This is a genomic window from Alcaligenes sp. PF14, from assembly GCF_037150615.1.
Taxonomy (GTDB): domain Bacteria; phylum Pseudomonadota; class Gammaproteobacteria; order Burkholderiales; family Burkholderiaceae_B; genus Alcaligenes; species Alcaligenes phenolicus.
Genome location: NZ_JBAGRS010000001.1, coordinates 249,689 through 263,748 on the forward strand (window position 1 = coordinate 249,689; position 14,060 = coordinate 263,748).

Genomic DNA, 14,060 nt, shown 5'->3' on the forward strand with positions numbered 1-14,060 from the left:
AATCCGAAAAAGACGATCTCCAATTATAATGAGTCCATGGCAAGAATACCTGCAACATCCCCTCGTTCGTCCCGGTCATCCAAAAATGTGCGTAATGGGCCTTCAGCCCTGCAACAGCGCCTGACAGGACTGCTGCGCGAAGCACGGTGGATTATCTTCGCTGCTCTGGCAGCCTGGCTGGGCCTGGTACTGGCAACCTGGGATCCGGGCGATCCCGGCTGGTCGCATTCCGTGCACTCGGGTCTGACCCAAAACGGCGGGGGCATCTTTGGTGCCCACATCGCCGATTTCCTCTTGTTTCTGTTTGGTCTGACGGCCTGGCTTTGGGTGGTGCTGCTGGTGCAGCGCGTGGCCGTGGGCTTTTACCGTCTGACCGCTTTGCTTTTGCCCAGCACTAAAAACGAGGATGTTCTGCCTCGGGTGCGCTGGGAAATTGGCATAGGCTTTTTCTTTTTGTTTCTGGGCAGCATGGGCCTGGAATCGCTGTTTTTTAAAGATCTGGGCCAGCAATGGCAGCTCCCTGCGGGGGCTGGTGGGCAGTTAGGCCAATTATTATCGCAACTATTAGTAACTTCGATAGGCTTTGGTGGAGCCTCTCTGGTGCTGATGGGCCTGCTCGCTGGCGGAGCCAGTTTGTTCTTCGGTTTTTCCTGGCTGACGTTGGCAGAACGTCTGGGCGGCTTCATTGAGGGGACGATTCGCCGTTTGATGACTTTCTGGTCAGCCCGTCAGGATCGTCGCGTGGGCGAGGTCAAACGTGCCGAGCGCACGGAAAGCGTGGTCGCCAAGCAGGAGCAACTGGTCCACGAACAGCCTGTGCGTATCGAACCTGCTTTTGTGGCTGTGCCCAAATCCGAGCGCGTCGAGAAAGAGAAGCAGCAGACCTTGTTCAAGGCGCCTCGTCAGGCTGGCGAAGCGGGCGATTTGCCTCCGCTGTCCCTGCTGGACCCCGCCTCTGACAATGTAGAAACGGTGTCGCCGGAAACCATTGAGTTCACCTCGCGCCTGATTGAAAAGAAATTGTCGGACTTCGGTGTTGCTGTGACGGTGGTGACCGCCCAGGCGGGGCCGGTCATTACGCGCTACGAGATTGAACCTGCCACCGGCGTGAAGGGTAGCCAGATCGTGAATCTGGCCAAAGACCTGGCCCGTGCCTTGAGTCTGGTCAGCATCCGGGTGGTGGAAACTATTCCCGGGAAAAACCTGATGGGCCTGGAACTGCCCAACCCCCGCCGCCAAATGGTGCGTCTGGAGGAAATCGTAGGCTCGCAGACCTATCACAGCAGTGCTTCCTTGCTGACCATGGCTTTGGGCAAGGATATTGCCGGTAAACCCGTGGTGGCGGATCTGGCCAAGATGCCTCATTTGCTGGTGGCCGGTACAACCGGCTCCGGTAAGTCCGTGGGGATTAACGCCATGATTCTGTCGCTGCTGTACAAGGCAGACCCGGCAGACGTGCGCCTGATCCTGATCGACCCCAAGATGCTGGAAATGAGTGTCTATGAAGGCATTCCTCATTTGCTGGCTCCGGTGGTCACGGATATGCGTCTGGCGTCCAACGCCTTGAACTGGTGTGTGGCCGAAATGGAAAAACGCTACCGCTTGATGAGCAAGCTGGGCGTGCGTAATTTGGCCGGTTACAACGCCAAGATACGCGAAGCGCAAAAGCGTGAAGAGCCTATCCCCAATCCTTTCTCTTTGACGCCGGACGCTCCCGAGCCGTTGTCTGTTCTGCCCATGATTGTCGTCATTATTGACGAGTTGGCAGACTTGATGATGGTGCAGGGCAAGAAGATCGAAGAGTTGATTGCTCGTTTGGCCCAGAAAGCCCGTGCGGCTGGTATCCACCTGATCCTGGCTACTCAGCGCCCTAGCGTGGACGTGATTACAGGTCTGATCAAGGCGAACATTCCTACCCGTATTGCTTTTCAGGTGTCCTCCAAGATTGACTCGCGCACCATTCTGGATCAGATGGGGGCGGAAACCTTGCTGGGCATGGGCGATATGCTCTATCTGCCTCCCGGTACAGGCTTGCCTAAACGAGTGCACGGCGCTTTTGTCAGCGATGAGGAAGTTCACCGCGTGGTTGAACACTTGAAAGAACACGGCGAACCCGATTACATCGAAGGCCTGCTGGAAGGTGCTGTCGAAGGCGAATCGGGTGAGGGGGTCAACCCCGCTACTGGCATGGTCGATGCTGAAGCGGACCCGCTGTACGACCAGGCTGTTCAAGTCATTATCAAGAATCGTCGCGCTTCGATTTCGTCGGTGCAGCGTCATTTGCGTATTGGTTACAACCGGGCAGCCCGACTGCTGGAACAAATGGAACAAGCCGGTCTGGTATCGGCTATGCAGCCTAACGGTAACCGTGAAATTCTGGTCCCCGCAGGAGGTGCCAAAGATGAAGATTAAGACACTGCTGGTCAGCATGTTGCTGGCCACTACACCTGCCTTGACCATGGCCGCTTCGGCCAGCGAGCAATTGCGCTCTTTTGTGCAAGATGTGCGTGCTGCGAAAGGCGAGTTTTCCCAGCGTACGGTCGATAGCAACGGCCAGTCCAAAGGTGCGCCGCAATCCGGGCAATTCGTGTTTCAGCGCCCTGGCCAGTTCAAATGGCATGTGCAACGCCCTTATGAACAGTTGATCGTGTCTGACGGCAAGCTGCTTTATCAATACGACCCGGATCTGGCTCAGGTCACCGAGCGTGGTGTGGACCAGTCCATCGGCGCTTCGCCTGCTGCGATCTTGTTTGGTACTGGCAATCTGGAAGACTCCTTCCGTCTGGTTGAGCAAGATGCACGGGATGGATTGGAGTGGATCCGAGCCACACCGTTGCAAAGCGATGCCGGCTTTTCCTACGTAGACATCGGCTTCAAGGATCGTGAGCCACGTCGTCTGGAGTTGCAGGACTCGTTCGGGCAAACCACGTATATCGACTTCACCGGCTTGGAACCGAACCCTCGGATTACCTTGGGTACTTTCACGTTCAAGGCTCCTGCCGGAGTGGATGTCGTCTCCATGCCTTGATGCACATTCTGTTTTTGTGCCGCTATCGTCAGGGTCAGCACTTAGCTGGCTCTGACAAAACAAGTTTTCAATACAGACCTGGTCCGCTTGGCCAGGTCTTGCCATTTTAGGAAGGGCGATCGCCATGCGTGATTTGTTCGCTCAGGAACCCGCTGCACCCTTAGCCGAAGCACTACGCCCCAAAACTCTGGATCAGGTGGTAGGGCAGTCTCACCTGCTGGGCGAGGGCAAGCCACTACGTTTGGCTTTTCAGTCCGGCAAACCACACTCCATGATTTTCTGGGGGCCTCCCGGCGTGGGTAAAACCACGCTGGCACGTTTGACGGCCAGTGCATTCGAATGCGAGTTCATCGCCTTGTCCGCCGTCTTTTCAGGCGTGAAAGATATCCGAGCCGCCATGGAGCAGGCCCAGCAGAATCTGGCCATGGGCAAGCACACCATCCTGTTTGTGGACGAGATACACCGCTTCAACAAGTCTCAGCAAGACGCGCTTCTACCCTATGCTGAAAGCGGCTTGGTGACCTTTATTGGTGCCACCACGGAAAACCCGTCCTTCGAGGTTAATTCGGCCTTGCTGTCGCGGGCGCAAGTCTATGTGCTCAAATCCCTGACGGATGATGAGCTCAAACTCCTGCTACGCCGTGTACAGGAACAAAATACCCTGGATGGCCTGGAGTTTGAGGATCAAGCCGTCGACACCTTGATCGGTTATGCCGACGGCGATGCCCGACGCTTTTTGAACCTGCTGGAGCAGACCAATACGGCCGCCAAGACTTCCGGCACCGAGCTGGTCACGACAGACTTCCTGCAAAATGCGCTGACCCTGAACTCCCGGCGTTTTGACAAGGGGGGCGACAATTTCTACGACCAGATTTCTGCTTTGCATAAATCGGTGCGCGGCTCCAACCCGGATGCCGCCTTGTATTGGCTGACCCGGATGCTGGACGGCGGGGCTGATGCCCGCTATTTGTCGCGCCGCATCATACGCATGGCTTGGGAGGATATCGGTCTGGCCGATCCGCGCGCCATGCAAATTGCCAACGATGCAGCCTTGACCTTCGAGCGCCTGGGCAGCCCCGAGGGGGAGCTGGCGTTAGGGCAGGCCGTGATTTATCTGGCTATCGCAGCCAAGAGCAATGCCGGTTATATGGCATACAACCAGGCCCGCGCCTTTGTGAAGCAGGATAAAAGCCGCGAAGTGCCAGTGCATTTGCGCAACGCGCCCACCAAGCTGATGAAAGAGCTGGGCCACGGTCATGCGTATCGCTATGCGCATGACGAGCCCAATGCCTACGCGGCGGGTGAGACCTACTTGCCAGATGGTATTCCCGATCCGCATTGGTATCAGCCCGTGCCTCGTGGTCTGGAAATCAAGATTGCTGAAAAAATGGAGCGCCTGCGTCAGCTGGATGAGCAGGCCGGTAAAAAAGACACCTAAGACAGGACAGGCGCTTGCCTGACCTGTCACCCCCGTATTTCCCGATATCTCCGTACTGCTTGCGCTGTGCTGCGCTTGTGGTGGCTTGTGGTTAAAATCACCAGATCAATCGGGATTGAACCATCACCTATATGGCTATTAAATGTTAGATCTGAACCAATTACGCAAAGACTTGGAGCCGCTGGTACAGGGCCTGGCGAAACGTGGCGTGCAATTTGACACCGAGCGTTTCCAGCAGCTGGAAGCCCGCCGCAAAGCGGTACAGGTGGAAACCGAAACCTTGCAGGCCGAGCGCAATGCACTGGCCAAACGCATCGGCCAGCTCAAGTCCAAGGGCGAAGACGCCAGCGAAGCATTGGCTCAATCCCAGCAAATTCCGGTGCGCCTGAAGCAGCTGGAGCAGGACTTGTCCCAAGTGCAGGCCGAGCTGTCCTCCTGGTTCGCCACGATTCCTAACCTGCCGCACGAAAGCGTGCCGGTAGGCGAGTCCGAAGAAGACAACGTTGAAGTACGTCGCTGGATCCCCGGTCCTAAAGATGATCAGGGCAATCCTGCGCACATCACCTTTGAGCCGCGTGATCACGTGGATCTGGGTGAGCAGTTTGGTCTGGATTTTGAAGCCGCTCGCAAGCTGGCTGGCGCCCGTTTCATGGTTCTGCGTGGTCCTCTGGCTCGCTTGCACCGTGCTCTGGCCCAGTTCATGCTGGATACCCAAGTGGAAGAGCACGGCTATACCGAGTGCTACACCCCATACATCGTGAACGCGTCCACGCTGTATGGTACCGGCCAATTGCCCAAGTTCAAGGACGATATGTTCTGGGTCACCAAAGGTGGTCAGGACAACGAGCCAGCCGATCCGACCGAATCCAAGCCTGAAGACCTGTACCTGATCTCGACCTCCGAAATCAGCCTGACCGGTACTGTGCGTGACGAGATTCTGGCCGGTGACGATCTGCCTATCCGCCTGACTGCTCACTCGCCTTGTTTCCGTTCGGAAGCCGGTAGCGGTGGCCGAGACACCCGTGGCGTGATCCGTCAGCACCAGTTCGACAAAGTTGAAATGGTGCAGATCGTTCATCCTGAAAAATCCTATGAGGCGCTGGAGTCCATGGTCGGTCATGCCGAGCATGTTCTGCAGGCTCTTGAACTGCCATACCGTGTAGTGCAACTGTGCACTGGCGATATGGGCTTTTCTGCCGCCAAAACCTACGATCTGGAAGTGTGGTTGCCTGCCCAGGACACGTTCCGCGAGATCTCGTCGGTGTCGAACTGCGAGGCTTTCCAGGCTCGTCGTCTGCAGGCGCGTTTCCGCGCCGACAGCAAGGCACGTCCGGAGTTTGTGCATACGCTGAACGGCTCTGGCCTGGCCGTAGGCCGCGCCTTGGTGGCTGTGTTGGAAAACCACCAGCAAGAAGATGGCAGCGTGATTGTGCCCAAGGTTCTGCGTCCTTATATGGGCGGACTGGAACGTCTGGTGCCGGCTAAATAAAGTCACTGTCCGGAATGGAAAAAGGGCTGATGACCTTTGTGGTCCTCAGCCCTTTTTCATTCATGGTTCCGTAGTGATGGATTAGTCATCATCCCAGTAACGCTCCTGCTGTTTGCGCCAGCGCTTGTGAGCGCGTCGCTGCTCCTTGCGCCATTCCTTGTTGGAGCGACCATATTCCACGTAGCCGGGACGATAGACGTAACGTGGCGGGTGGTAAACCACTGGGGGTGGGGCGACATAAACCGGGCGTTCCACAACATGAGCGGGTGGGTAGTAGATCGGCCCGTAACCGATACCCGGAATACCGACATTGATATCGACATTTACACCGCCCGCAGAGGCGGCGCTGGTGCTCAAGGCCATTAAACCGGCTAATAGTAGTTTTTTCATAAGCTGCACCTCTAATGACACTAGCTGCAGCGATTGTTGCCTAAAACCTGTAGTCCAAACGTTAGGTAATCCTGGCAAAGCACTTCCAAACGCAACACGGTTCGTATGCGCTATGCCAGGGGTTTACCTTTCTTAACACATGTTTCTCCTTTTGCGGCAGGAGGGCATGAGTGCATGAGTGCATCTAGAAGGTATGGCGTTCAACCTGACGATGGCGGACAGGGCGCCGGTTGTAGTTCGCGTGCAGCTGCCGACCGTGCACAGAATCCAGTTGCTTGCTCAAGTGTGGCGCATGGCGTACGTTGCGTTGCGCAGGCTCTGCACGTGGCTTGGAGTTGACTTCCAGAAACCAGAGACAGAGTGCGGCCCAGAAGAATAACGACAGGATATTGACCAATCCGCCTCGCAAAGAAGCGTAGCCTGTCGCTTCTGAAGCCTGGATACGCAGTAGATCAGACAGAACCGGGATGGAACCCAAGGTTTCAACTACCAGGCTGCCTGGTATCCGAAAAGCCCAGCGCAGAGTCTGGAGAACCTCATTCAGGCTGTATATGCCGTCGCCGTTGGCGTCGATAATCCATTGGAAGGTTTGCATGACAATTCCTTTTATCAAGTCCAGCAAGTTGTGCCGGAATTACAAGGACTGCCTTGGAAAGGCAGGGCTGCGATGCATCAATGTGTGTTTCCAATATAGGCCTGCGGCTCAGGGTGAACAAGTGAATTAGGCCAAAATAGAGGGTAAACCCTTGATTGAAAAGAGCTCTTTGGTTTGAGTGGCTGGTCTTATCAAGAAACTCCGCTCTTTGACGCAAGTGCTATGTCTCTTTAGTGCTTGTCAAAGAGTGTTCTTTGATCTATATTTATGGGCTTGCTTGTAACCATATAAGCAATCGCGGACAGGTGGCAGAGTGGTCGAATGTACCTGACTCGAAATCAGGCGTACGTGCAAGCGTACCGTGGGTTCGAATCCCACCCTGTCCGCCATCTGAAATTTTGAAAGCCCTTGATTATTCAAGGGCTTTTTTATTTTCTGCTGGTTTGATCGTCCTGCTCTCTCAGCATGGTTTATTGGCTGTTTTGTCACATAAGAACGTTAAGGTAAAAGTGTCAGTCGCGGCCGATGTTCGGAAAACTCATCCGCAACATTGTGTATGGCCGACTTTTCCCCGCGCAGGCCGAAGTTCTAGGGGGTAATGCGCTAGTACTTGGTCCGATGGCGTTTGGCCTTGTTTTGCAAGCCTTGATGATTCCGGACAAAACGAGCCCATTGCATTTCCCGGCAATGCAGACCGCCGAGTACACTTGGGGTTTCAGTTCCCTGTTGTCCATACTCACGAGGTATCTATGCTGAAAGGTAAAAAAGCGGTCGTAACAGGATCGACCAGTGGTATCGGTCTGGCCATGGCCACCGAGTTGGCAAAAGCCGGTGCAGATGTGGTGATCAATGGTTTTGGTCAGCCTGAAGATATCGAGCGCGAGCGCAGCACGCTGGCGTCCAAGTTTGGTGTCAAAGCCTATTATCTGAATGCTGATTTGAGCGACGCACAGGCCACGCGCGATTTTGTTGCCAAGGCGGCAGAAGTCTTGGGCGGGCTGGATATTCTGGTCAATAACGCTGGTATTCAGTACACCGCGCCTATCGAAGAGTTCCCTCTCGACAAATGGAACGCCATCATTGCCTTGAACCTGTCAGCCGTCTTTCACGGCACAGCGGCTGCCTTGCCTATCATGCAAAAGCAGGGTTGGGGGCGCATTATCAATATCGCCTCGGCTCATGGTCTGGTGGCATCGGTAAATAAATCGGCTTATGTGGCTGCCAAGCATGGTGTCGTGGGTCTGACCAAAGTGACCGCACTGGAAAATGCTGGCAAGGGTATTACGTGCAACGCAATCTGCCCGGGCTGGGTACGCACTCCCTTGGTGGAAAAGCAGATCGAAGCTATCAGCCAGCAAAAAGGGATTGATATTGAAGCTGCCGCACGCGAGCTGCTGGCTGAGAAACAACCTTCCCTGCAGTTTGTGACTCCTGAACAATTGGGCGGTGCTGCTGTGTTCCTGTCGTCTGCCGCCGCAGACCAAATGACGGGTACGACGCTAAGTCTGGATGGTGGCTGGACGGCTCGCTAATTGCTGTCAAAGCGTGTTTTGTAGATGGCAGATAAAGGGCATGGCCCTTTATCTGTTTGGATAGAAAGGATATAGGCGCATGTTGTTATTGCTCTCGCCAGCGAAAAAGCTGGATTACGATTCCCCTGTACGCACGCAGCTGGAAACCCAGCCTCTGTTTGTGGAGCAGGCGCAAGGCTTGATTGATATTTTGCGCACTCAGTCCGAAGAGGATATTGCCGGCTTGATGAAGCTGAGCGACGACCTGGCGCGCTTGAATGTCCAGCGTTACCAGGAGTGGGAGCCCAAGTTTGACCGCTCCAATGCCCGTCAGGCCATTCTGGCTTTTAATGGTGATGTATATGAGGGCATGGCTGCAACGGATTTGTCGGACAAGGAGCTGAAGTGGGCCCAGGACCACATTGTGATTCTTAGCGGTTTGTACGGTGCTTTACGTCCTTTGGATTTGATGCGTCCTTACCGTCTGGAAATGGGCACTCGCTTGAAGAATCCCGAAGGTGCCAATTTGTACGCTTACTGGGGCAGCCGGATTGCCAATTATTTGAACGAGCGTCAGGAAGGCGACGCCAAGCCCATCGTCTTGAACTTGGCCTCCGAAGAGTATTTCAAGGCGGTCGATCAAAAAGCCTTGCGTGCCCGTGTAGTTCAGTGCGTTTTCCAGGACGAGAAAAACGGTGCCTGGAAGATTATCAGCTTCTACGCCAAGAAAGCCCGTGGTTTGATGGCCCGCTTTGTCATCGACAAGCGTGTGCAAACAGTGGAAGGCTTGAAGGCGTTTGATCGCGAGGGGTATGTATTCCAGCCTGAGCTCTCCAGCGAGGACAAGCTGGTGTTCCGTCGCTCCGAGCAGGATGCCAAGGCTTGATAAGTATGTAGCTTTATTGCTTGCGCCGTAGGAGTAGCTCTTTAGCTGATCTGCGGTCTTGCAGGTAAAAAAAAAGAAAGGCAAGGCCATGTATTTGCGCCTTGCCTTTTTATTCTTGGTCCTGCGAATTGAAGAGGGCTGGACACCCTATGCTCTTTTGCCTTTTGCCTTTTGCCTTTTGCCTTTTGCCTTTTGCCTTTTGCCTTTTGCCTTGAGTTCTTGTTTATTTGGTCCCGACAGCGAGCTCCACATGTATACGGGACATGGCATGGCCATCAGGCCCCTTGCTGTTTCAGTTCCTGCTTGCGCTCAGGCGGCAGTTGCGGGCCAGCGCTGTATTCCAGGCCTCTCATATCCTGACGTATCAGTTGGGCGGCCTTGACCATCTGACGGATAGGGTAGGCCAGCATGGCCAGCTCACCTTCGGTTTCGATGGAAGCAGGCGGGTCAGCATCCTGGTCGTTAATCAGCGCGCCAATGGCATCCAGGGAGTTCTGGATGCCTGGCGGAATCTGACTCAAATTAGCCAGAAGCGGGGTAGCGGCGCTGATTTGCGAGGCCAGCACGTGGTTCTGAATCAGCAGGTTGTTCAGCAGGGATACATTGGCTTGTCGGCTGACAGGCTCATCCATCATGCGATAAAAGGCCGAGGCAAAGTTGCTGAAGGCAATGTGTACGTTCTTGTTTGCCACTTGCCAGGCGGTGTCGGCTTCCATCAAGTCCAGATCCACCTGGTTTTTTTGGGCCTCTGTCATGGTGGGTTCGCCTTCCTGACCGTTTTTAAGGATCTGGTTATGCAGGCGGCTCAAGCGAGCGAATTCCAGCCCTGCACGCCAGAACTCTTTGTTGGCGGCCAAGGCTGCTCGGGCCAGGCCTGTCATGGCGCTGGACTCCCAGTTGGGCAGCAGGTAACTGGCGGCCATGGCGATGCCGCAACCAATCAGCGTATCCACCAGACGTTCTCCAATGATGAAGGAGCCGCCCGTGGACAGGAATTGGAAGGACAAAATCACAAAGATTGTGTTGAACAGGGCCGATAGCAGGAAGTTCAACTGAACCAGGCTGTTACCCAGTAGGTAGGCCAGCAACATGGCGATCAGATACAGCTCGCGGTTGTCCGTTAGCTTCAGGAGCAGGAAGGCCGCCCCGCAGCCCAGTACCGTGCCAAAAAGGCGCCAGCCATTGCGTTGGCGCGTGATGGCAAAACCCGGTTTCATAATGACCAGAATGGTCAGGATGATCCAGTAACTGTGCGCTGTCAGGGCGCTGACCAGGCCCAGTTCGCTTTGGAAATGAGCGCTGAGTGCACCCACTCCCAGGGCCACCATGGACGCAATGCTGACACGTGCCGCGTAGCGGAAGTGCGAGGACTTCAGCTTCATATTGCTGCTGAGCATGCCCAAACGCAGTTCTTCACGCGAGAGCATGCGGCTTAGCGATTTATTCAGGTATTGATCGACTGGCATATTCTGGCTGGCACGATGCGACAGGCTTGCCATGCTGTCCACAATGCGGTTCAGGTTACGCAGTCGGCGCAAGACCTGGACTAGCAGGGCGTAGGTCTCAGGGTCGGATTGAGACATGCCCTGACGTTTGTACTTCTCCAGCTCGTATTCCATGGCGCGGATTTCCGCTTTGACGCTGGAGCGACGGGTGGTGCGAGCGCTGCGCGAAACATTCATGGCAATGCGGCCGATATCCAACGAAAGCTTGTGCAAGCCATCACGCGCAAAAACCATGAAATCGCTGTCAGAAAGCTGACGGCGCAGGACGGTGTAGTCGGTATAGGTCGCGACCAGCGAGTCCAGAATGCTGACCATATTCAAGAAGATGGTCAGCAGTGCCTTGCGATGGTGATCGCCTCGTCCATAACCGCGCGGCAATTCACGCAGTACCACGTCGCGAGCAGCCTGGTGCTTTTCGGTCATATTGGATTGAAGATTGATCAGCCGTCTATAGCAGGCGTCCAGATCCGAGGTGGAGTCATAGAATTGCGAGCGCGCTTCCATGTATTCAGCCGTGGCAAACAGGGCTACCGCCAGTGTCTGGCGCTCTTCCCGATACCAGAACAAGCGTCGGAACAGGGTGCTGAACAAGTAATAGGACAGACCGCCGGCAAAGGAATACAGCGTGTGCGCCAGTACCTCGTGAGGCTGCATGGGAAAGCGCATCGTCAAGGTCATCAGCAGCAGGGCGGCAAATCCGATCAGCCCGCCGCGACGACCAAACACGGAGAACATGCTGTACAGAAAGCACAGAAACGGTACGCACAGCACCAGCAGCAGGGGAGAGCTGGAGGCCAGACCTGTCAGGCCAACGGTGACCGTGCCCAGCGCAATACCGCCCAGCATTTCATTGTTGCGATAGCGGCGTGGGCCGCCGGGCTGGTCAATGATGGCAACGCAGGTGGCACCCATGGACGCAATGACGCCAATGTCATAGTGACCAAAGAAGCGGCCCAAAATAATGACCGGCAACAGCACACCGATGGACTGGCGCAGTCCGCCGAAAAAATAGTGGCTATACAGGAATTGTTTTAATTGTGGGATGGGCGATGCCATAAAATACCCGGACAGCTCGTCATAGGTAGACAGTATATCGTTTTACGTATGCAAGCTTTAAGCCTGTTTTTTTGCACTTTACCAACAATCACAGTTGCTCGCTTTGTGCAGTCAAGGTAAAGTAACCAGGTGTTTTTGCTCCTTATCCGAGCAAATTGTAGCGAGGCACTGTTAACCGGGCCATCCGCCCGGTTTTTTGCGCCTAAAAACTTTGTTGCTGGCCGCGTCACAAGCGTGGGATGCCAGGACTTCCGTTTCAAGCTAACGCATACGTTTGTGTATGCACGCACTGGGTGTCGAAGAGTGCAGGCCGGACGGTAATGTGTCTGGGTGGTGTGGTCCTGTGGGCCATGAAGCGCCAGATCATGTTGCTGACATCGGTTCAAGCTCGGACCGTCGTGGTCAGTCGATATTGCAGAGCAAGACTGAAAGGAAAACTCATGTCTGAATTAAATGGCGCAGATATTGTTGTGCGCACGCTCGCGGACGAAGGCGTGGAACACGTTTTCGGTTATCCGGGTGGTGCCGTTCTCTATATCTACGACGCAATCTTCAAGCAGGACCGCTTCCAGCACATTCTTGTGCGTCATGAACAGGCTGCTGTTCATGCTGCGGATGCCTATTCCCGTTCGTCCCAAAAAGTTGGCGTGGCACTGGTAACCAGTGGCCCGGGCGTCACCAATGCCGTCACCGGTATTGCGACCGCTTACCTGGACTCCATTCCGATGGTCATCATCAGTGGGCAGGTCAGCACCCAGGCAATTGGTGAAGATGCTTTCCAGGAATGTGATGCCATCGGTATCACCCGTCCTTGCGTCAAGCACAACTTCCTGGTGCGCGATGTTCGTGATTTGGCCGATACCATTCGCAAGGCATTTTTTATTGCCACGACAGGCCGTCCTGGTCCTGTGCTGATTGATATCCCCAAAGATATTACGACTGCAACGTGCAAATACACGCCCAAGCGTGGCGAGGTCAAGATGCGTTCCTACGCACCTGTGATCAAAGGCCATCAGGGGCAGATCAAGAAAGCTGTCCAGATTCTCAATAGCGCCGAGCGCCCGCTGATTTACGTTGGTGGTGGTGTGGTGCTGGGTAATGCTGACAGCGAACTCAATGAGCTGGTCAAGTTAAGCGGTGCTCCTTGCACGACTACCTTGATGGGTCTGGGTGCCTATCCAGGTACGGCGGATCAGTACATCGGCATGCCCGGCATGCATGGTACTTACGAAGCCAATATGACCATGCAGCATTGCGACGTTCTGATCGCAGTGGGTGCACGGTTTGATGATCGAGTGATTGGTAATACCCGCCACTTCGGTCAGAACCCACGCAAGATCATTCATATTGATATTGATCCTTCGGTAATTTCCAAGCGCGTGAAAGTTGATGTGCCTATCGTGGGCTGTGTCAAAGACGTGCTGACAGAGTTCAATGAGCTGTATGCGCAAAGCCGTCAGGAATCGCAGAACCAGCCCTCCCTGAATGATTGGTGGAAACAGATCAATGTCTGGCGTGGCAAGAACTCCTTGGCCTACGCCAAGTCGGACGAGCTGATCAAGCCGCAATACGTGGTGGAATCCCTGTGGGAAGTGACGGGCGGCAACGCTTTCGTGACTTCTGATGTGGGTCAGCACCAGATGTGGGCGGCTCAGTACTACAAATTCAATAAGCCTCGTCGCTGGATCAATTCCGGTGGCCTGGGCACGATGGGCGTGGGCTTGCCTTACGCAATGGGTGTGCAAATGGCCAACCCTGGCCAGGATGTTGCCGTCATCACTGGTGAGGGCTCCATTCAGATGAACATCCAGGAACTGTCTACGTGTAAACAGTACCGCTTGAGCCCCAAGGTTCTTTGCCTGAACAATCGTTATTTGGGCATGGTGCGCCAGTGGCAGCAAATCGACTACGGCTCGCGCTATTCCGAGTCTTACGTGGATGCACTGCCTGACTTTGTCAAACTGGTGGAAAGCTATGGTCACGTGGGTCTGGAGATCGACAAGCCAGCCGATGTGGTCCCCGCTATTCGCGAAGCCTTCACCACGCACAAAGACCGCCTGGTATTTCTGAACTTCATCACGGACCAAACCGAAAACGTGTTCCCGATGGTGAAAGCAGGCCGCGGCCTGACAGAAATGCTCTTGGGCCCGGACGATCTGTAA

10 protein-coding genes and 1 tRNA gene are annotated in these 14,060 nt (G+C 54.9%); 8 read left to right on the forward strand and 3 right to left on the reverse strand.

From position 1 onward, the window contains the following. Nucleotides 1-36 precede the first annotated feature (36 nt). The 4 genes from WFM49_RS01125 (at nt 37) to serS (ending at nt 5,955) form a co-directional block, all read left to right on the forward strand. Nucleotides 37-2,412 (forward strand): DNA translocase FtsK, encoded by a 2,376-nt coding sequence (locus tag WFM49_RS01125; RefSeq protein WP_031232634.1) that lies wholly within the window; start codon nt 37-39, stop codon nt 2,410-2,412. Further along, entirely contained in the window at nt 2,402-3,028 is a 627-nt protein-coding gene (gene lolA, locus WFM49_RS01130) for an outer membrane lipoprotein chaperone LolA (RefSeq protein WP_009456740.1), read from the forward strand. Before WFM49_RS01125 ends, lolA begins: the two co-directional genes overlap by 11 nt. A 124-nt stretch (nt 3,029-3,152) precedes the next feature. Next, the gene (locus WFM49_RS01135) at nt 3,153-4,466 is read left to right on the forward strand and encodes a replication-associated recombination protein A (protein WP_254498958.1); all 1,314 of its coding nucleotides are present in this window, start codon (nt 3,153-3,155) and stop codon (nt 4,464-4,466) included. 142 nt (nt 4,467-4,608) lie between these two features. Continuing rightward, nucleotides 4,609-5,955 (forward strand): serine--tRNA ligase, encoded by a 1,347-nt coding sequence (gene serS, locus WFM49_RS01140; protein WP_021446897.1) that lies wholly within the window; start codon nt 4,609-4,611, stop codon nt 5,953-5,955. An 81-nt stretch (nt 5,956-6,036) separates the two neighbouring features. Here the strand turns inward: serS and WFM49_RS01145 are convergent, their stop codons facing one another. Both WFM49_RS01145 and WFM49_RS01150 read right to left on the reverse strand, forming a co-directional pair. Continuing rightward, on the reverse strand, nt 6,037-6,345 hold the full coding sequence (locus WFM49_RS01145) for a hypothetical protein (protein ID WP_026483206.1): 309 nt from the start codon (nt 6,343-6,345) through the stop codon (nt 6,037-6,039). 184 nt (nt 6,346-6,529) lie between these two features. Then, nucleotides 6,530-6,940, reverse strand: coding sequence for a hypothetical protein (locus WFM49_RS01150; RefSeq protein ID WP_009456725.1), 411 nt, complete (start codon nt 6,938-6,940; stop codon nt 6,530-6,532). A gap of 299 nt (nt 6,941-7,239) precedes the next feature. Between WFM49_RS01150 and WFM49_RS01155 the strand changes: the two genes are divergently transcribed. The 3 genes from WFM49_RS01155 to yaaA all read left to right on the forward strand — a co-directional run bounded on the left by WFM49_RS01155 (nt 7,240) and on the right by yaaA (nt 9,337). Further along, nucleotides 7,240-7,329: transfer RNA gene (locus WFM49_RS01155), tRNA-Ser, on the forward strand. A gap of 360 nt (nt 7,330-7,689) precedes the next feature. After that, complete coding sequence (locus WFM49_RS01160; RefSeq protein ID WP_336971273.1) at nt 7,690-8,472, forward strand: 3-hydroxybutyrate dehydrogenase; 783 nt, start codon at nt 7,690-7,692, stop codon at nt 8,470-8,472. A gap of 79 nt (nt 8,473-8,551) precedes the next feature. Continuing rightward, nucleotides 8,552-9,337, forward strand: coding sequence for a peroxide stress protein YaaA (yaaA, locus tag WFM49_RS01165; RefSeq protein WP_257722831.1), 786 nt, complete (start codon nt 8,552-8,554; stop codon nt 9,335-9,337). A gap of 275 nt (nt 9,338-9,612) precedes the next feature. On the opposite strand, the gene WFM49_RS01170 is transcribed toward yaaA, so the two are convergent. Then, entirely contained in the window at nt 9,613-11,898 is a 2,286-nt protein-coding gene (locus WFM49_RS01170; protein ID WP_021446894.1) for an FUSC family protein, read from the reverse strand. A 440-nt stretch (nt 11,899-12,338) separates the two neighbouring features. Here WFM49_RS01170 and ilvB point away from each other — a divergent pair, with 440 nt between their 5' ends. Beyond that, entirely contained in the window at nt 12,339-14,060 is a 1,722-nt protein-coding gene (ilvB, locus tag WFM49_RS01175; RefSeq protein ID WP_021446893.1) for a biosynthetic-type acetolactate synthase large subunit, read from the forward strand.